General features: G+C 61.0%; 20 protein-coding genes. 3 read left to right on the top strand and 17 right to left on the bottom strand.

Features of this window, described 5'->3' with window-relative positions; genetic code table 11:
- Positions 1–177: 177 nt before the first annotated feature.
- The 7 genes from Q2941_RS01305 to Q2941_RS01335 all read right to left on the bottom strand — a co-directional run bounded on the left by Q2941_RS01305 (position 178) and on the right by Q2941_RS01335 (position 6,912).
- Positions 178–2,541, bottom strand: a complete 2,364-nt coding sequence (locus Q2941_RS01305) for an ABC transporter permease (protein ID WP_458191327.1) — start codon at positions 2,539–2,541, stop codon at positions 178–180.
- A gap of 4 nt (positions 2,542–2,545) precedes the next feature.
- Positions 2,546–3,253, bottom strand: coding sequence for an ABC transporter ATP-binding protein (locus tag Q2941_RS01310; RefSeq protein WP_458191328.1), 708 nt, complete (start codon positions 3,251–3,253; stop codon positions 2,546–2,548).
- Positions 3,254–3,311: 58 nt separating this feature from the next.
- Positions 3,312–3,785 carry a hypothetical protein gene (locus tag Q2941_RS01315; protein ID WP_458191329.1) on the bottom strand — a complete coding sequence of 158 codons (474 nt, stop codon included), beginning with the start codon at positions 3,783–3,785 and terminating at the stop codon, positions 3,312–3,314.
- Positions 3,786–3,799: 14 nt separating this feature from the next.
- Positions 3,800–4,477, bottom strand: coding sequence for a methyltransferase family protein (locus tag Q2941_RS01320; RefSeq protein WP_458191330.1), 678 nt, complete (start codon positions 4,475–4,477; stop codon positions 3,800–3,802).
- The gene (locus Q2941_RS01325) at positions 4,474–4,722 is read right to left on the bottom strand and encodes a DUF2933 domain-containing protein (protein WP_458191331.1); all 249 of its coding nucleotides are present in this window, start codon (positions 4,720–4,722) and stop codon (positions 4,474–4,476) included. The genes Q2941_RS01320 and Q2941_RS01325 overlap by 4 nt, the downstream gene beginning before the upstream one ends.
- Before the next feature lie 799 nt (positions 4,723–5,521).
- The gene (locus tag Q2941_RS01330) at positions 5,522–6,322 is read right to left on the bottom strand and encodes an ABC transporter permease (RefSeq protein WP_458191332.1); all 801 of its coding nucleotides are present in this window, start codon (positions 6,320–6,322) and stop codon (positions 5,522–5,524) included.
- Positions 6,319–6,912, bottom strand: coding sequence for an ABC transporter ATP-binding protein (locus Q2941_RS01335; RefSeq protein WP_458191564.1), 594 nt, complete (start codon positions 6,910–6,912; stop codon positions 6,319–6,321). The genes Q2941_RS01330 and Q2941_RS01335 overlap by 4 nt, the downstream gene beginning before the upstream one ends.
- Positions 6,913–7,138: 226 nt before the next feature.
- Between Q2941_RS01335 and Q2941_RS01340 the strand changes: the two genes are divergently transcribed.
- Entirely contained in the window at positions 7,139–8,242 is a 1,104-nt protein-coding gene (locus Q2941_RS01340; protein WP_458191333.1) for a DUF3182 family protein, read from the top strand.
- A gap of 104 nt (positions 8,243–8,346) precedes the next feature.
- Here Q2941_RS01340 and Q2941_RS01345 read toward each other — a convergent pair whose 3' ends face one another.
- From Q2941_RS01345 to Q2941_RS01365, 5 genes are all read right to left on the bottom strand, one after another.
- The gene (locus Q2941_RS01345) at positions 8,347–9,051 is read right to left on the bottom strand and encodes an ABC transporter ATP-binding protein (protein ID WP_458191334.1); all 705 of its coding nucleotides are present in this window, start codon (positions 9,049–9,051) and stop codon (positions 8,347–8,349) included.
- On the bottom strand, positions 9,048–10,298 hold the full coding sequence (locus tag Q2941_RS01350; RefSeq protein ID WP_458191335.1) for an ABC transporter permease: 1,251 nt from the start codon (positions 10,296–10,298) through the stop codon (positions 9,048–9,050). The genes Q2941_RS01345 and Q2941_RS01350 overlap by 4 nt, the downstream gene beginning before the upstream one ends.
- Positions 10,299–10,303: 5 nt before the next feature.
- Entirely contained in the window at positions 10,304–11,701 is a 1,398-nt protein-coding gene (locus Q2941_RS01355; RefSeq protein WP_458191336.1) for a hypothetical protein, read from the bottom strand.
- Positions 11,702–11,709: 8 nt separating this feature from the next.
- The gene (locus tag Q2941_RS01360; RefSeq protein WP_458191337.1) at positions 11,710–12,078 is read right to left on the bottom strand and encodes a hypothetical protein; all 369 of its coding nucleotides are present in this window, start codon (positions 12,076–12,078) and stop codon (positions 11,710–11,712) included.
- 84 nt (positions 12,079–12,162) lie between these two features.
- Complete coding sequence (locus Q2941_RS01365; protein ID WP_458191338.1) at positions 12,163–12,711, bottom strand: hypothetical protein; 549 nt, start codon at positions 12,709–12,711, stop codon at positions 12,163–12,165.
- 306 nt (positions 12,712–13,017) lie between these two features.
- On the opposite strand from Q2941_RS01365, the gene Q2941_RS01370 reads away from it, so the two are divergent.
- Both Q2941_RS01370 and Q2941_RS01375 read left to right on the top strand, forming a co-directional pair.
- A complete protein-coding gene (locus Q2941_RS01370; RefSeq protein ID WP_458191339.1) occupies positions 13,018–13,701 on the top strand; it encodes a response regulator in 684 nt (227 codons plus the stop codon).
- Positions 13,698–15,113 (top strand): sensor histidine kinase, encoded by a 1,416-nt coding sequence (locus tag Q2941_RS01375; protein WP_458191340.1) that lies wholly within the window; start codon positions 13,698–13,700, stop codon positions 15,111–15,113. The genes Q2941_RS01370 and Q2941_RS01375 overlap by 4 nt, the downstream gene beginning before the upstream one ends.
- 59 nt (positions 15,114–15,172) lie before the next feature.
- Here the strand turns inward: Q2941_RS01375 and Q2941_RS01380 are convergent, their stop codons facing one another.
- From Q2941_RS01380 to chrA, 5 genes are all read right to left on the bottom strand, one after another.
- On the bottom strand, positions 15,173–15,463 hold the full coding sequence (locus tag Q2941_RS01380) for a hypothetical protein (protein WP_458191341.1): 291 nt from the start codon (positions 15,461–15,463) through the stop codon (positions 15,173–15,175).
- A 497-nt stretch (positions 15,464–15,960) separates the two neighbouring features.
- Positions 15,961–16,992 (bottom strand): YncE family protein, encoded by a 1,032-nt coding sequence (locus Q2941_RS01385; protein WP_458191342.1) that lies wholly within the window; start codon positions 16,990–16,992, stop codon positions 15,961–15,963.
- A complete protein-coding gene (locus Q2941_RS01390; RefSeq protein WP_458191343.1) occupies positions 16,983–17,402 on the bottom strand; it encodes a hypothetical protein in 420 nt (139 codons plus the stop codon). Before Q2941_RS01390 ends, Q2941_RS01385 begins: the two co-directional genes overlap by 10 nt.
- A gap of 13 nt (positions 17,403–17,415) precedes the next feature.
- Positions 17,416–17,637 (bottom strand): hypothetical protein, encoded by a 222-nt coding sequence (locus tag Q2941_RS01395; RefSeq protein ID WP_458191344.1) that lies wholly within the window; start codon positions 17,635–17,637, stop codon positions 17,416–17,418.
- Positions 17,638–17,658: 21 nt separating this feature from the next.
- Positions 17,659–18,837, bottom strand: a complete 1,179-nt coding sequence (gene chrA, locus Q2941_RS01400) for a chromate efflux transporter (protein ID WP_458191345.1) — start codon at positions 18,835–18,837, stop codon at positions 17,659–17,661.
- Positions 18,838–18,849 lie beyond the last annotated feature (12 nt).

Consider the following 18,849-nt stretch of genomic DNA (forward strand, 5'->3'; position numbering starts at 1 on the left):
TGTGTATAAGAGACAGCGTCTTGCCGTCGTCATCTGCCGTGACTTCGATCGGCCCTTTCGAGACGGTGGCGAGGTCCACCAGTACCGGCCGGGGCCAGGCGAACCAGGCCAGTCCTCCCGCGATCGCGGCCAGGGCCGCAGCACCGATGATACGTTTGGTCCACTTTGCCGGCATGGCTAGTCTCGCGTCTTAAGGACCGCGACGAGGTCCAGTTTGTCGATGCGTTCGCGGATAACGGCTGCGGAGGCGATGGCCGCCAGCACCACGACGGAGGTGGCGATCATATAGGTCGAATGTTCGACGACGAGACGGACGCGCATCAGTTCGCCGGCCAGGTTCGTCTTCATGACCCACGCGAGCCCGTAACCCATGATCCAGCCGGGCGGCTGGGCGATCAGGGTGAGGATAGCCAGTTCAAGCAGGAGGATGCGCAGCACCTCGCCGCGCGTGAAGCCCAGCACGCGCAGACTGGCCAATTCCCGGGCGCGTTCGGAGAGCGAAATCCGGGCGTTGTTGTAGACGACACCGAACGCGATCACGGCGGCGAGCCCGGTATAGATGCTCGCCATCGTGGTGACGAGCAGTGCGACGGTCTTGCGGAAGTTCGCCAGGGACACGCGCTGCAGCGCCACGCCGCCGACCGTCGGCATGGACTTCACCGCCGCGTAGAAGTCCTCCTTCCGGTTCTCGTCGAGGCTGAGGTTCACGCTGTTCACGACGGGCGCCTCGCGCATCAGCTTCCGGAGCGACTCGATGTCCATCATTCCCCTGATGCCGAAGTAGTCCTCGACAGTGGCCACGATCGGCATCGTCACGGTGCGACGGGCTCCCTCCAGCAGATCGAGCTCGACGTCATCGCCGGCCCCCACCCCGAGTATCTGACCGAGCATGCTGGAGATCGCGAGGCCCGTTTCAGGAAGCGCGACCGGCCGGAGGTCGGCATCGATGATGCGCCTGAGATCGGTATCGGCGGGCCGGCCGCTGATCGTGATCCGCCGTTCGACGTTGCCATGACGGATCCGGACGGGCACCTCGCGGAACGGCTCGGTGGCGAGAACGCCCGGAAGCCGGTTCACCTGCTCCACCACATTCTCGATCCGCTTCTCGGAAAAGCCGATGGTCGCGTCCTGCCGGTCGGCGAGGAAGTAGGTTACGTCGATCAGCTGCTCCATACTGTCCCGCGTGAACAGCGAGACGACGAGGATCGCTGTGGCCAGCGCCATCCCGAGCGCCGTGAACGCAGCCCGGACCGGGTGTCGCGCGATGTTGCGGATCATCATGAGCGTCGGCTGCGACACGATCTGGTCGAGCTGGATGCTCGCCGGCAGCAGCCGCCGATAGACCGGGGGGGCCGGCGGTTGCATAGCGACGGCTGGCGGCAGCTTCACCACTTCGCGTAGCGCCCGCAGCGCGCCCATCGCGGCGGCGGCCGCGCTGAGCGCGCCTGCGGTGACGTACAGGTCCGGCGCCTTCGCGAACACCAGGAACGGGAAGTGGAAAAAGTCACCGAACAGCGCGGTGACGCGCAATCCGAGCCAAGTGCCGGCGACGCCGCCCAGGACGATTCCGACCACGACGATCAGCGCCACGAACTTGAAGTAGTGAAGCACGATGCTGCCATCAGAATAGCCCAGCGCCTTCAGGAGGCCAATCTGCTCGCGCTCGAGCGCGACCAGTCGGGTCAGGGTGAGGTTGACCAGGAACGCGGCCACCAGCAGAAAGATCGGCGGCAGCGTGCGGCTCATGTTGTTGAGCATATCGAGCTCATGATCGAGCCAGGCGTGCGAGGTCTGGTCTTTCCGGCCATGGGCCGCCTGCCCGCCGTAGGGATCGAGCAACGCGTCGAGCCGCGCGATCACCTCGCGCTCCGAAGCATTGGGCTGCAGCTTGACCGACACCGCCGAGAAGGCGCCGTCGAGATCGTAGACGCTGGCGAGCGCCTTTTCCGACATCCAGACGATGGCGTAGCGGCGATCATCCGGCATCAGGTCGCCGGGGCCGACGGTGTAGACGAACTCGGGCGACAGCGCCGTGCCGACGATGACGAGCTCGCGCTTCTTTCCGTTCAGGATGGCGGAGAACCGCGCCCCTTCCGAGAAACCGTGGGCTCGGGCAAACGGCTCGTTGACGACGACCTCTTCCGTCCGCCCGGCCTCCGGAAGGCGTCCGGAACGCATGTAGAGCCGATTGAGATGCGGCTCGCCGTTGTCGGGCAGCGAAACGAACTGCCCGCTGGCGGGCTCGGAGAAGCTGGGAATATCCAGCAGCGCCAGCTTGGCGATACGGGTGTTGACGGCGGCGACGCCGGGGATCTCGCCTATCCTGTCGGCGAGCGCATTTGGTGCCCGCTTCGCCTGAGCGAACACGTCGCCGAAGCCATAACGTTCATAGTATGCGATCCGCGTCTCTTCCAGGGAGCGATGCGATCCGACGGCGAGTACCAAGGTCGCGACGCCTCCTCCGACGACCAACGCGACGGCGAGGACCTGAGCCCAGAGCCGCCTGACGTCCCGAAACAGTTTGATGTCGAGCGCTGTCATGCCGTCACCAAGTGAGCTCGGCCGCTTCCCGCCGGGTCTCGTTCTTCTGGATCCTGGAGATCCGGCCGTCGGCGAAGAACAGCACCCGGTCGGCGACCTCCTGGATGCTGGCGTTGTGCGTGATGATGACCGTCGTGGTGTCGAGCCGCCGGTTCACCCCGAGCAGCGCCTCGATGACGCGAATGCCGGTCTTCGAATCCAGTGCCCCGGTCGGCTCGTCGCACAGCAGAACCGCCGGTCGCTTCGCGATCGCGCGGGCTATGGCCACGCGCTGCTGCTCGCCGCCCGATAGTTGGGCGGGGAAGTGATGCATCCGCTGTTCGAGCCCGACGAGTGCGAGGGCGTCAGCGGGCCGCATCGGGTTCTTGGCGACCTCGGTGACCAGCGCGACGTTTTCGTACGCAGTGAGGCTCGGCACCAGGTTGTAGAATTGGAAGACGAAGCCGACGTGGTCGCGCCGGTACTTCGTCAGTTCGCGGTCCCCAAGATCCGTCAGCTCCAGATCTCGGAAAAACAGCCTGCCGGTGGTCGGCCGGTCGAGGCCGCCCATGATGTTGAGCAACGTCGTCTTGCCGCTTCCGGAGGGGCCGAGCAGCACGACCACTTCCTTCTCGGCGATTTCGAGGTCCACGTTGTTGAGGGCACGCACCGTCACCTCGCCGGAGACGTAGGTCTTCGTCAGTCCCTTTGCTGTGAACACGGCTGCGCTCATGGCTGCCCTTTCGGGACGCGATTGTCGGCCGGATCCGCCGTTCCGGTATTGACGTAGGTCAGGTTCTCGCGCCCGGCTCGACCGCGGCCTTCGGAGTAACCGCGGATTCACGGACGAACATTGCAATGCTCGCAAGCCAGACGAGCGCCATACCGAGCAGGACCCACTTGAAATCCGAATGGATCATGAAGTTGACGGCGGCCATCAACCCTATCGAGAGGCCGCCGGCAAGCCCGGCGCCGGCCGCAGCCAGGCCCCGATGGTCACGGAAGCTCGTCACGGCCAGGCTGAGCGCGAGCACTCCCGTAGCCGCCACGTAGCCGCCCATGACGCGAAATACGTGGGTGAGCCACGATGTCAGTCTGGGCCCGATCGACTGCAATTCGGCCTGGGTGAGGCTCATGTACCGGATGTCCTCCGGCAGCAATGGCGGCCGGAGGAAAAGGAAGTAGGTGCCGACACCGACCAACAGAATGCCAGAAGCCGCCAGGAGCATCGAGGATAGATGCCAGCGGTCCCGAGTGTCACGCACCGTGGCCGCCCAGATCAGCCGTGACGATAGCTGCTGCCGGTCGAGCCCTGCCCGAGAATTCGGCTCAGGCGCGGTATGAAGCCAGGCACTTCCTGGGCGTACTTCGCATAGGCCTCGCCGAACTCGGTCCGGGCATCCCGCTCTTCATCGCGCGCCAGCTTCACGTACATGATGGTCAGCACGGGAAACATCGCCAGTGTGAGAATGGTCGGCCACTGCAGCAGGAAGCCGAACATCACCAGGACGAAGCCGACGTATTGCGGGTGCCGGACATAGCTGTAGGGGCCGGTAGTCGCCAAGCTGCGGGTCTGCTGCGCGTCGTACAGCACCCTCCAGGCGGCAGAGATCAGGATGAAACCGGCGGCGATGAAGATGAAGCTCAGAATGTGGAAGGGACCTGCATGCGGGTTGGTCTTCCAGCCGAACATCATCTCGAGCAGGTGGCCGGCGTCATGGGAGAACCAGTCGACGTTTGGATAGTGCGACTGCAGCCAGCCGGAAAGGAAGTAGATGGTGAGCGGGAAGCCGTACATCTCCACGAACAGCGCGACAAGGAAGGCGCTGAAGGCGCCGAAGGAGCGCCAGTCGCGGGAGGTCTGCGGCTTGAAGAAGCTGTAGGCGAATAGGATGAAGACGACGGAATTGACGACGACGAGGCTCCAGAGCCCGTAAGCAGGCGCTGCATCGCTCATGGATTCCTCCGTTCGGCTCCGCCGCCGTGATGGTGCCCGTGTCCTCCATGCATGAAGAAGTGCATCAGCGGACAGGCGAGGAGCGGCAGCCAGATCAGCAATCCGAGCACGTGGGCCCTGTGCTCAGTGAACAAGAGCGCGCCGGCGATGACCAGAAATCCCATCAAGACCAAGCCGGCCTTGGCTTTGGTGGACATGCCCTCTTGAGGTCGCTCTCGATAATCGGAATGGTCCTGCACCGACATTGGCGCGCTCCTTGTAGTTGTTCGGAGCATAGAGGCGCCGTTGCCATCATTGTTGAGGCAGATCAAGGGCACCAGCCCGCAACCACCGCCATTAAACGTTCGTTCCTTGAGCTTCCTCGGCGGGCCGAGCACTTCGACACCTCACCACATCGGCGACAAGAACAAGTAATCCGGCGCCTCTCCGGTCCACGATGGCGCTGGCCGTCGTGAACTGGCGGACGAACGAGGATGCATCAGCCGATCGCCTTTTGCCGACGAAGCGCACGAAGGCCGAGGGCCATCCGCTCAAACGAAGTCACAACCTAGGCTGATGCCTCACGTCCGGTCTGAACCGAGATCGGTCCTGTAGGTCCCTTTGCTTCCCATCTGCGACCTCATGCGATGTGCGCTTTGACGCCGCTATTGAGGGCAGAGCGGACACGTTCAAAGAGGCCGGGGGGCACTTCCGAAAAAGAGAGCCCCGTGCGCATGCGTGGTTACGCGCCTTGTCCAATTCGAGAAGCTCGATGGTGAGCGCGGGGTCGCGATAGCCGAGCGACATCAGCGCATTGTGGGCGTAGACCCATGAGATCATGCCCGCGACGTATTGCGCCCAGCTCCAGGACGCAACGATGACGGTCTGCAAGGAATGCCACCGCGAGCGGGTCAAGCGCGCGACCGCAGAACGCAAAAAAAGCTCCGCCGCAGCGGCGCAGGGCCGGTGCTCATAAGCCAGAGCGTCTGCCTGGCTGATCACATCGAGCGCAAACAGTGCGTCCCGAACCTGCTGCGCAATTTCCTTGATTTGCGGTGACTCTGACTATTTTTCGCTCGCGATCCGGTCGAGACGCAATCGATGCCGATGATCAGTCAGCAGACGTCCGCCCCCGAGGACTGCCGCAAGCGTTCCGAGGCCCGTGCCGCCCGCAATCAGGAACATGATGAGCAATTGATATTTGACAGCGTCGACCGGCTCAACGCCCGCAAGGATCTGGCCGGTCATCATCCCCGGCAGAGAGACAAGACCAATCGCCGCCATGCCGTTGATGGTCGGCATAAAACCGCTTCGCAGCGCATCCCGGATCACGGGGAGAAGTGCCTGGTAGCGCGTGCCTCCCAGCGCAAGGCAGGATTCGACCGCAGCCCGTTCGCGCATCGCACCGTTGACGAGCACGTCCAGGCCCAGGCTCACCCCGGTCATGGTGTTGCCGAGGATCATTCCCAACAGCGGCAGCGCGTAGCGCGGATGATACCAGGGCTCGGGACGCAGCTGCGTGAGAAGCGAAAACATCGTGACCGTACCGGCAGCGAGCAACGTGCACCCCGCACCCAAGCCGTAGGTCCAAATACCCAGCAAGCGTCGCTTCTGACGAACAACGATCTCGCGCGACGCAAACAAGACCATGATGAAGGCGGCGAGTGCAGTCCAGAGTGGCGACACGGCAGCAAACAAGAAGGTCAGCACATAACCGACGAGTACAAGCTGAGCGACCATTCGCGCGCTCGCGACAGCAAGCTGCCATTCGAGCCTGAGATGCAGCGCAAGCGAGAGTGCGCCGTTCATGACCACGAGGAACGCAGGCAGGATCAGGTCGTTGTAGCCGAGCTGGATATAGCTCAAAGCAAATGCTCCTCGATCCGACCGCTGGACATCATGAACAAGCGCGATCCGACGCGCCGCGCCTGGGCACTGTTGTGAGTGCTCCAGAGGACACTTGTGCCGGCTGACACACGCTCTGCGACGATCGCTTCGACCGAGGCGGTCGATGCCGGATCGAGTGCCGACGTCGGCTCATCCAGCAAGAGCACGCGCGACTGCAGCAGAAGAGCCCGCACAAGTCCGAGCCGCTGCTTCTCGCCGGTCGAGAGCCTGCGGATCGGCCAAGTCCCGCAATCGGACGGCAGCCCCATTTTTTTGACCAGCATTAGCGCCTGATTCCAGGCGATGAAGTGCTCCTGGACGGTGTCCGCCCACCAACCGGGCTCAGCGGCAACGTAAGTCACCTTCTTTCGCCAAACGGGGGCCGGCATAGCTTCGCGCGGCATTCCGTCCAACTCGACGGAGCCCTCATTCGGATCAAGATCTGCAATGGCGCGGAGCAGCAAACTCTTACCGACGCCCGACGGGCCCTGCAGCGCAATACATTCTCCATCGGCCAACTCAAAAGAAACCGAAACATGCAGGCGCTTCAGCGCGTTGATGGTGAGCATCGTGTTAAGCGCCCCTTGGAGCGTCTTGCGGTGGCCAATCCTGATCACTAGGTTAATTGAACGGGGATGTGCAGTCTCCCCGTCAGACGGGTTCCGTCCAAGCACTGACCAATGCTCACTTGTTGAGATGGTTGCGCGCATGGACCGACCCAAGCTCCCCTCCCACGACAAATTTAGCCCTACAGAGGTGTCTGCGCTTCGCCGCATCCGGTGTGAAGAGCACGCCATGGAGGCAGTCGCCATCCATTTCCCGGATCTGGGCGGCCCGATGTACACCCACGAGAAGGTCACCCTGTCCGTGGTCGCGAAGAGCGTTGCGCGCCTGGTCGGGCACCGATTTGTGGGTGAATTCGATCCCAGGGCACATGTCGCCGCCCGTCTTTTCTTCGTTCCCAGCGACACGCTGATGCTCTCTGAGGCGCAGGATCTTGGAATTCATTCTTCTCAACAGCTCTATGGCGCGGTCGTGCCGTACCCCTTCGTCAAGACCAAAGCCATCACGCATCGTCTGGTCGGCACGCATGCGGCGCGCCCCTCTGGCTGGTCATCTGCGTTCGCGGATAGCATCCAAAGTGCGGTTCTTCCGGGCTACACGGCGTTTTGCACTGAGGACGCGAGATGGGCCGCCGAACGGCTTTTGGCGCTTGGGACAGTTCGCCTCAAGGAGCCACTGGGCGACGGCGGTCACGGGCAAACCACTGTCGCGAGCATGTCCGAACTGGAAGCGTATCTGGAGAGTTTCCCTGCTGACAAGCTTGCCTCGCATGGCCTCGTGCTCGAGACTTACCTGCTTCACGTCATAACCCGAAGCGTCGGCTTCACCAGCATCGGAAATCGCTCGATCGCTTATCACGGCACACAGCGGACAATTACAAACAACCACGGAGTCCCGGTGTACGGGGGCTCGCATCTCATCTGTGTTCGAGGCGACTGGTCAGCACTTGATGGTCTCCCCATGGAAGCCGAAGCCAGGCTCGCCGTAAACCAGGCGCGAATATATGACCGTAACTCTGCCAAATTTCCCGGCTTCCTGGCCTCGCGCCGCAACTACGACGTCGGACAAGGCATTGATGAGCGCGGACAGTGGCGATCCGGCGTGTTTGAGGCTTCGTGGCGCTCGGGTGGCGCGAGCACTGCCGAACTCGCCGCTCTGACTGCCTTCGCCAACAATCCGAGCTTGCAGGTGGTCGAGACCGCGTCCGTCAAGGAATATGGCAGACCGTGCAAAATCCCGGTTAGCGCTGCCATTCATTTCCATGATGATGATCCTGACGAGGGGCCGTTGATCAGATACACGACAGCGGCAAGGCCATTGCGCCAAGTGGCGTAAGCTGTGGAAGGCTACTGGCTGTTCGGCAGTGACGGCGTCGCCCAACGACTTTCCTTCCCGCCGTGACTATCCAAAATACGCGAGGGCCGGCACAAGACGCAATCTCAAGAGACCCCCTCTTGGGAAAGCTCAATTTGGTAAGAGCTGAGCACTCCATTCCTGAGCTCGAGTGACCTGTCAATCGCTTGCACCCTGTCACGCTCGTGGGTAACGAGCAGCAGTGTCTTGCCACGTTCACGGACTGCATTCGTAAGCAATACCATCACGCTTTCTGCGCTCTGGTCGTCGAGGTTGCCAGTGGGTTCGTCTGCCAGGACGAGCGCAGGATCGTTCGCCAAGGCCCTGGCAACGGCAACTCGTTGCTGTTCTCCACCGCTGAGTTGAGATGGATTGTGATCACCGCGAGCGGCGAGGCCAACAAGATCGAGCAGTTCGCGGGCTCGATCGCTATTGGCCCACCCCAAGGCAATCATCGGGAGCAGAACGTTCTCCAAAGCGGTGAGCTGTGGGATCAGATTATAGGACTGAAAAATGATCCCGACCTCCTTGGCCCGGTATTTCGAGGCCTGGGTCATCGACAGGCGGCCGATATTGATCCCCGCGACAACAATGTCCCCCTGGTCCGGGCCATCAAGGCCCGCGATAAGGTTCAGAAGTGTCGTTTTGCCTGATCCGGACGGACCGCTGACGCGCACGAACTCGCCCTGCTCAATGTCGAAAGAGACGTCGCTCAACGCGCCAACGGTGGAGCGCTCGCCTCGATAGGTCTTCGAGACCCCGCGCACCGATACGAATGGATCTTGGGTCATGAGCGTCCCTCCGACAGGCTTGTCGCCAGGGCATGTCGCAGAACACGGAAGCCCGTTGGTGCAAAACCGGCGATAACGGCCGCGATCCCGATCGCGATGATCGACCCAACGACCATCAGATCAAGCGTCGGCTGTGTAGTGCCAAGATCAGCCATTAGCGACGGTATCGCGAAGGACCTCGGCACAAATAGAACTGCGACAAGACCACCGATAGCAGACCCAGCCGCGCCCAACACCAACCCGAACACAACAGCCGATGCAATACCCACTGCAGGCGAAAAACCGAGCGCAATCAACGTGGCGTATTGCTTGCTGCGATCAACGTAGATGTCATGCAAGAGGTTTGCGGCGAATGTTCCGGCCAGCAATACGGTTGCGACGCTCACGGCCGTGAACACTGCAAGTGTCAGGGCAAAATCGCGCACCTTGCGTTCATACTGGCTGTATCGCTCTGTGACGAAGATGCCCGGCTCAAGCCGGAAGGCTTTCTGTATTTTGGCAACAAGAGAGGGCACATCGGACACGCTCCTTGCAACGACGAGCGCGTCGGTCAGCGTCGCTCGACCGAAAATATCCTCGCTTGTCGGAATGTTCACGAACGCCCCGCTCGACACGTCGGTCGCCTCAGGGTTTAGCGAAGGAGTCTCCGCCGATCTCGGCGGTGCTCCCCGCAAGTCCAGTTTGTCGAGGATCCCGATAACCGTAAGTTGCAGATCCTCGCCATCCGCCTTACGAATCGGGAAAGTGCCGCCGATGTCGACGCCAAGCGCGTGAGCCGACGCCTGATCGAGAACCGCGGCCGCGCGATCATCCTTGCGGAGAAATCGACCGCGCGCGAGTTCAAAGCTGCTCACTTTCCGCTCAAGATCCGGATCGATGCCAAAGATGTAAACGTTAAGAAAGCTATCACCGGAAACGACGTTTCGAAAAAGCGATTGTCGCCTTATAACGCGATCGTTGCTCGCCGCATGTTCCAGGTCAGCGGGATCAATCAGCGGCTCATAAACCGGTATTGTAAGGGGCGGCAGATTTCCGCTACGCGGCGTTTCGAACAGCGCCCGATTGAACCGGCTCTTCACGTGAATGATGTCGGGGCGGTCCTGGCGTATGGCTCGGTCTAATGCGTTCCTGGCACCTTCGACCACCATCAGTGACGCAGCCACAGTCGCACTGGCGGCCGCTAGAATCATGATCGCAGCTATTGCCTCGACAAACCGTCGTCCCATACCTCCGAAGGTGAGCTTCACCCAAATCATGCCGATACCCGCAACAACTGCGCCGGGCGTTGCGCGAGCGGCCAGAGTAACACTGGCACCGCTGCGATGCTTGCCGCAGCAAGCGCGATGCTGGCAGCAAGAGTGAACCCTGAAACGGTTCGCGCGAATGGCAGAATGGCTATCATCGCTACCGCAACCAGTATGCCAGCGGCAAGGACAACGTAGAGACGCAGCGCGGAATAGAGGAGCACTTGGCTCCGCGAAAAGCCAACGGCTTGCAGAATTCCAAACTCGCGCCAACGGGCAAGGACCCACTGGATTTGCAGGCCGGCTGCCCCGGCTGCCACCAATACAAGCAGGAGAAAGACGAAGAACGAGCCACCCGTCTCCAGTTTCCTTTGCTCTCGGAGTGCCGCCTCAAAGTTGTTTCGCTCCGGCACCTTCAGGCAGAAGGCGGCTTCACTAGCAGCGCTGCAGTCTTGCTTAAGACCGCGCTGACCGAGCAAGGATATCGCCTCGCGTTCGACCGAAGGCACGGCGCGAACTGAATTCGCCCGCACGACCATTTCTTTGGCTGCCGCCTGCTTTGGTGGTGGTATGCCGCGAGCAGCCAGTTGCTCGTCGACAAATCCGAGAAATTCCTTGAGCAACTGTTCGTTCAAGAGAATGGGCAACGTGGTTGCCACGCCCTCTGGCGCGTCCGGACGGCGGACAGTGAGGACTTCGCTACCGCGCGCAGCAAGGCGCCAAAATGGCTCAAATCGACCCTGATCCGGCCCGACGAGGTCGAATGTGCCGATAAGACGCAGCTTGTCGAAGCGACGAACGATTGGTGGATTTGCGTTCACATACATCAGATCGACGGTCGCTTCGGCACCAGGTCGAATTCCGACGTAGTCAGTGACTCCCGATGGGACAACGACCTCAATGCGATCCGGCGGACGCACCGTTCCAGATGTCGCAAACAAGGGGGCTCCGAGAGCCGCCGACGGCGCATTCGGATTCAGATCGTGGAAATTTACATAATAGTCGCGCACTGGATCAAATGACCCATCGATGCCTAGCACAGTTGTCCGGGCGCCGAGAGATTCCTGCTGCTTCTCGTTTTCAAAGACCACAAACGAGGTATCGGCCACGAGGCCGAGTTGCGTCCCGTTGTAGGGAGCCTCGACCGACGCGACGCCGGCGGCCGAACGTAGCGACTGGGCGAGGTTTGTGACTTCGTCCGGAGGGACACTCCCGAGCTCAATAACGAATGTCGCCGCTCCAGAGGCTTCATATCCGGCTAGGAGCTCCGCCCGTCGAAGACCTATCTGTCCCAGAAAGAACGTGACTGCGATCAGTGCAAGCGCGATCGCCAGTGCGGCTACCGATGACCGCAGCCACGCCCTTCTCAGATCGACGAAGGCGAGCCAAATCAGCCCGCGATACACGATCGCTCCTACCTCAGTTCGCGCTCGATGTCTTCGTGGAGCTCGCCGATCATGCCGGAAACGGTCGATTTCACCTTGGTGGCTGGGGCGCCGCTCTTGAGCTGCTTGTCCAGCGAATCGAACAGCAGCTGTTGCTCGCGAGCCTCACGCGCTGAAATTCTCGGCGCCACGGTGTCCCAGGCCGCACGAGCTTCCGCGAACCGGGTTTGAGCTTCAGCTGCGTTGCCTGAGGCATAGGCTGTATCTACTGCGCGCAGCGAGCCCACGATCCTATCCACGGATTCCCGACCTTGGGACCTCTTCTGCGCGACAGCGGCGCCGCTCCAGCCGGCACCATCAATTCCGAGGCCGATCGTCACCACACCGGCCGCCAGCATTAAGCTAATCCATCTTCGGGCAGTTCTCATCGCATCCTCCTGTAAGATGACAGTCAGCACGTGGACTGGAGCCGTCGTTGAGCTCTAGTCGAGTCGTTCCGAAGCAGTTGAGAACTTCTTTCCTTGCAGCAGAACAATCGTGGCCTCCGGACGGTCGTCCTTCAGCTCCGGCAAAGCACTCACAACGAGCACCTCCCCTGCTTCTCCTTTCGCCTGTCCTTTCGCCTTGGTCGCAGCATCCGCCAGCTTGGCCTTCGCCCTATCCATTGCGGCCTTTTGCGATTTAGCGTGGGCAAGGTCCTCGCCCTCGGTGATCGGCTCGACCTTGGTGATAGCCCCGGTCATGTGATCGACAATCACCTCGAAGAATTTTCCTTCTTTTGCCGTATAGACGGAGAGCTGGAGTTTGCCCTCATCCATCTCGAATTTTCCGGAAATCGGCTGGCCTTCCCGTTCGCTGGCCGTGAAGCCCTGCTGTAGGCTGACCTTCACGCCACTCAACGCGTTCGCCAATTCGGCCTGTTCCTGGTCTGGACCGATCGCAAGAGCTGATCGATGACCGGGAAGCGACACCGCCAAAGCAACGATGACGAACCCATAGGCGGACGTCAGTAGCATTTGCCGTCTAGTCATGATGTACCTCCTCCATTAATCGAGGTGCCGTGGAATCGACGCCGCTCTCGCACCGTCACGCGTGTCGGCTACAGTGATTGTGTGGTCTTGGTCGCGGCATTTCGTCCAGAGTTTCAGGTCGCGATTGGGTTCCGCTGGCTCGGTGCCCGAGACCGCTTCCGAGCGCTTCGATCAGCGATTCGATCTTGGTCGTCCTTCAGCGCTGCCACCACTGAAGAGTTTCTGAAATCCCTGTCAGGAAGGCTGCGACAGGAAGGAACCGGTCTATAATGGCGGCTCGAGAGCAGCTCTCTAACGGAGCAGATCGTGCGTATCCTGATCATTGAGGACGAAACGAAGGTCGCGAATGCGTTACGCGAGGGCCTTGAAGCAGAGCACTATGAAGTCACGATCGCTCCGACTGGAGAAGAGGGCTTCTTTCTCGCCAGCCAGCGTTCTTTCGACCTTCTGTTGCTCGATCTTATGCTGCCCCGCCGAGACGGTCTCGATGTCCTCGCGACATTGCGCAGGTGTGGTAATCAGACGCCGATCCTGGTCGTCACCGCGAAGGACACGGTCCAGGACCGGGTTGTCGGCCTCGACCAGGGCGCTGACGACTACCTCACAAAACCGTTTGCATTCTCCGAGCTGCTTGCTCGCATCCGGGCGCTACTTCGTCGTGGACGCATGGACCAGATCCTCAAGCTACAGCACGAGGATCTTGAGATGGATCTCGTCACGCATAAAGTCTGCAGGGGAGCTCAGCCTCTCGACCTGACCACGAAGGAGTTCGACCTGCTCGAATATCTGTTGCGCCACAGCGGCCGCGTCGTGTCGCGGGAGATGCTTGCACATGACGTATGGCACGCGACGGCCAGGGCGACGCCACTCGATAACGTCATTGACGTTACGATCGCGCGGCTGCGCCGCAAGGTCGACGAACCCTACGAAAGAAAGCTGCTCCACACCGTCCGCGGTCTTGGGTACCTCCTGAGCGGGAGGCAGGGATGAGGATCCGTCCGCCAAGCGTGCGCGCGCGGCTTACGTTCTGGCATGCTGGGGTGCTGACCCTCATCGTGTGTGTGTTTTCGGTGGGCATTCTGCTGTTTGTCCAGGCTCGGCTCTACGCCAGCTTGGACGCACAACTCAGTCGCGAGATCGCGACCATCAGTAAGATCTATCGCGAGGAGCCGGACGAACTGAGGGATTTGGCCCCCGACTGGGGCATTACACTGTTCCAAGTGGACGGCGGCGACGCCGGCCAGCAGAGCGAGGCATGGGAACGAGAAGGACTATCGCGCGCGCTGCAAGACGGCGGTTCGACGTCGCCGCTGTCTTGGACAGCGCCAGACGGTCGTCGCTATCGCGTCCAGAGCGCTTCTGAATCGTCCTATCGGGTAGCTGCCGCTATTGATGAAACCTCGCTGCGGGACACGCTCTGGACGCTCGCAATTATCCTCGCGACGGGTATTCCCTTCGCCGCCGGCCTGGCAATCGCGGGAGGTTACTTCCTTGCTGGCCGCGTACTCTCCCCAGTCGGCGCCATGGCGCAAAAGGCTCGCGAGATCACCGCTGAATCGCTCGCCAAACGGCTTCCGGTCGATAACGCGGAGGATGAGTTTGGGCGGCTCGCGACGGTATTCAATGACACGCTATCCCGTTTGCAAGACGCGTTCGAGCGATTGCGTCGTTTCACTGCCGATGCTTCGCACGAGCTCCGCACCCCACTCACCGCGATGCGCAGCGTGGGCGAGGTGGCGCTGCAAAACCCGCTTGATGCTGCTGCGTATCGCGACGTCATCGGCAGCATGCTCGAGGAGGTCGACAGGCTCACGCGGCTCGTCGAGAGCCTTCTGATCCTCACGCGCGCCGACTCGGGAAAGGTCCAGCTGACCCCCGAAGCCTTGGACCTCGGTGCGTTGGTAGGACATGTCATCGATCAACTCCGGGTGCTCGCCGACGAAAAGCACCAAGAGCTCAGGTTCCGCGCTCCCGTCCGAGTCCATGTTAGAGGAGACGCCGCGCTCATTCGGCATGCGCTCATGAACCTGATACACAACGCGATTAAATACACCCCAAATGGCGGCACGATCAGTGTCGAAGTGAATGCAGCCGGCAGGGGGGCAATGATCGAAGTACGAGATACGGGACCGGGAATTCCCGCCACACACCAGGATCGTATATTCGATCGGTTCTATCGCGTCGATACCAGCCGCTCCAGGGAAGCGGGCGGGGTCGGACTGGGACTCGCAATCGCTCGGTGGGCGGTTGAGGCGAATGGCGGCCAAATCGAAATCGCAAAAGATGTGACAGATGGAAGCTTGTTCCGGATCATTCTACCCGATGCTTCATACGCGGTCGGCGGGGATCGACAGTTGCCGAACGGACTGCGCAGGGCGAAACAAGGCATCGCGTCACCGTGAGGCACAGCTGCCACAGGTCGGTGCCGGCACTCAAGCAATTCATGCTTGGCATCAGTCAATCACCGGTTGTGGGCGCCTTCGAACCGAAGCGGAACAGCGAAGGTCAACCCGGCGCGAATTTCGTTAACTGGATGAGCGTTGATCGCTGCGTGGCGGTACGCCACATCGAAGGACAGCTTGTCGCTAACCTGCCAGATTAGACCCACCAGCCCCGAAACGGTCTCCGCCAAGCCGAACTCCTTCTCGTAAAAGAATTCTGCGACCGGTCGCAGCTTCCACTTCGACGGCCCTTCGACGATGGTTCCGACGAACACATCGGCGCGATGTTCCCGCGTCAGCAAGGTTTCCACGTTGAAATGAAGCGTGCCCCAATCCCAGCGCTGGGAGACGATGCCCGCCCAACTAAGGCCAGCACCGCTACCACCCGTGCTGTCCGGCAGTTAACACGCCGAATTCGGTCGCCACGCTCGGCCCGATCTTTTCTTGAAGACTCCCAGGTACGACGACATGTTTGAGGAACGCGCCGGCATCCATGAGATCGGTCGCGCCGAAGGAAGAGAGGGCGTTTCACCTCGCCCTTCGAAGACCGCCTCCCATCCCTCGCTCAATCCGAAGTTCAGAACGGTCCACGGCGCTATGAGCGTACGCGTACCCTGCTCATGTTGAACGCCCGCCGGCTGCAATTCGACCTCAAGCTCGCCCGGTGCGGCGACGGCCGCATCTGTGCCGTCAAATGGCCGATATGCGAAAGCAGGCCCAGAGGCCACGCCGCTGACGAGAGCGATTGAGGAAACCGCGACGCTCCGCACAAACATCGAATTTCCGGCAAGCATGGTCAGTGCCGTCCTCATGGTGATGGTCGAAAGACAAAGATTGCAGCTCCGCCATCCGCTTTGGCCGGAACTGCCACCAGCAGACGATCAAGCTCAGGCACAAAAAGCGAGGTTCTTGCGCCAGGTGCCGTCGAGATGCGATCGATTTGCCGGTGGGTAATGCCATCCACGGCAAGCACGTCGACGACGCCATCACCGCAACTGACGTAGATCCGATCACGTTTCGCGTCGAGGAAGACATCATCCGCATCTCCGCAGGTCGGCACTGCCCCGACAAGAGCTCCATCGCTCATAGACACCACTGCAAGTTCCGCCGGGCGCCGAAAGGCTACAAGAAGATGCTGACGAGCTTCATCCAGCACCATCGCGAAATTCGCGCTCCGCCCTTCCGTGGGCCAAGATGCGAGCTTCTGACGTGAGATACGATCAATGACGTCGACGGTGCCAGCACTGGGCACGTTGACGAAGATCCGAGTTGCGTCGAGTTGAAAGCTCTCCGGATGGGCCTTCAAGGACACGTCTGCGATCTTGCTACGCGTGGGAGCATCGATGACGGCCAATGCCCCATCACCGTGTCCGACGAATACCTGCCCTGCCTTCGGGTCGATACGTATATTGTCAGCGTCGCTGCCAAGCTCGATCTGTCCGATAGCTGAGAGATCACCATTGTTGAAGAACCTCACCGACCCATCGCCCGCATTTGCAACGTAGAGCGTGTCAGTTGCCCGGTCGTAAGCGACGCCTTGGGGTTCTGGCAGTCCACCGATGAGCCGATCGAGCCGTTTGGAGGTCAGATCGACCACGGCCAAGCTGTCGTTGCCGAGCGCCGCTACGAACAGGCGATGCCGGGCCAGATCAACCGCCATGTGATCGATCCGACCGCGCACATCGCCAAGCGGGATCGTGTCTTCAAGCTGCAGCGGCGGGGCTTCGGCGCCTGACGCGATCGGCCCTTCCGCGACAACAACCCCGGCGAGAACCGCCAACAAAATAGCGGGTAACGTTCGGCACATAGCCACTCCTGCCCTTACCGCGATCAGGTCCACGACTGCGCCGGACCAACGCGCCTCACCACCGGTGCAACGCGATGCGCTACCGCCAGCGCGCCAAGCTCATCCGTCTCCAAGGCAACTTTTTGAGCAAGCATGACGTCGCCTGGGACGAGATAACCTTCAGGAGCGAAGCACAAGAACCATCCCGATTGCCCCTCAAGATCGATTTCTTGCACGTTGGCAATGGACCCGTATTGCACTCGGTACCGCCTTTTGGTCGCGCAGCCGACGACGTCGAAGCACCCCTGCTCCTCAAACTGCCTTCTCTGACTTGACGTGAGCCATTCGCGTAGGAGCGTCCGTCCTTTCGCCTCAGGTGAATTTTCCCTGACAAAGCTGCGATAGAGCTCCCGTAGCGCTCGAACTCGCGAAATCTGAACTGCCCATCTGCCGATCAGAGACACAGCGGCCGCCGTTCTATCCACCCCTAAGACGCCGGAAGAAAAGTGTTTCTTTCGCGGCGGGATCGAAAGCAAAAACTCGCCACGATTCGCCTTCCGCGGTCCGTACCGCGGCCGTAAACCCTTCACTGATCAACTCTCCGAATCGCCTCTCCGCCTTGGCCAGCGCTTCAATATCGTCAGCATCGAATTCATGGCGGGAATGGCCGGTGTGATCCATTACGATTTGGATGGCCATAAAACGCTCCTCTAGTAGCTCCTATTTCACCATCACCCACGCTGGCTGCAGCAGCGGGTAGCTGATGAGGCCGACGACCGCCGTTGCCGCGATCAGAACGGGATTGCTGATTTTCCAGCGAAACAGCACGGCGAGAGACACGATGCCGATCGCGACCGTCAGCCAGTCGCCGATCGCGATCTTTCCGAGCAGTACGCAGGCGCCCAGAATGGTGCCGATCGCTGCAGCATAAGCGCCCTTCACGAAGCCCTGCACGTTGGCGTTACCTCGGTGGCGCGCCAGGATCGGGGCCACGATGAGGACCAACAGGAAGGACGGCAGGAAGATGCCGACCGTTGAAACCAGCGAGCCCCAGAATCCCGCGACCAGATAGCCGACAAAGGTCGCCGTGATCACGACCGGCCCGGGACTGATCATGCCAATGGCAACAGCGATCAGGAATTGCCGCTCGTCGAGCCAGCCATATTGCTGCACCAGCCCCTGCTCAAGGAATGGCACGATTACGAGCCCACTGCCGAACGTCAGCGAACCGGCCTTCAGGAAGAACAGCATGAGCTTGCTAAGCGTGGAAGCAGTCGCAACTGGCGCGATTGGCGCCGCCGCGGCCGGCACAACCACAACCGGCAAGACAGCGGGTGTACGCTTGAACAGACTGCCATAGTAGATGATGCCGACAATACCTGCGCCGATGAATAGCAGCGCCACCTCAGCCTGCAGGATGATCGTCACTGCGAAACACACAGCCGCAATCGCCCATTGCAGCCAGTCTTCCATGCCGAGTTTTGCCAACCGGTAGCACGAGTGCAGGATGAGTGCGATGACCGCTGGGCTCACGCCGTAGAAGATGGCGGTGACCGGCTGGAGATCGCCGAGATAGACGTACAGCGCACCAAGAGCGGCAACGATGACGAAATTAGGCAGAATGAAGCACCATCCGCCGAGCCAGGCACCCCAGAAGCCGCAACGGAGCCAGGCGATGTAGATGCCGACCTGGATCGCCAGCGGACCGGGCAGCGACTGACAGATGGCGATGGACTCTTTCATCTGCTCCTTGCTGAGCCACTTCTTGTCGTTGACCAGCTCCCGTTCCATCTGGCCCACCAGGGCAACCGGACCGCCGAAGCCAAGAAAGCCGAGACGCAAGAAGTAAAGCGCAAGCTCAACCATGCGGCTACGCTCGGGGGTGGCAGTTGTTGTCATTCGAAAAATCCT

The sequence above is a fragment of the Bradyrhizobium sp. UFLA05-153 genome (assembly GCF_054185185.1).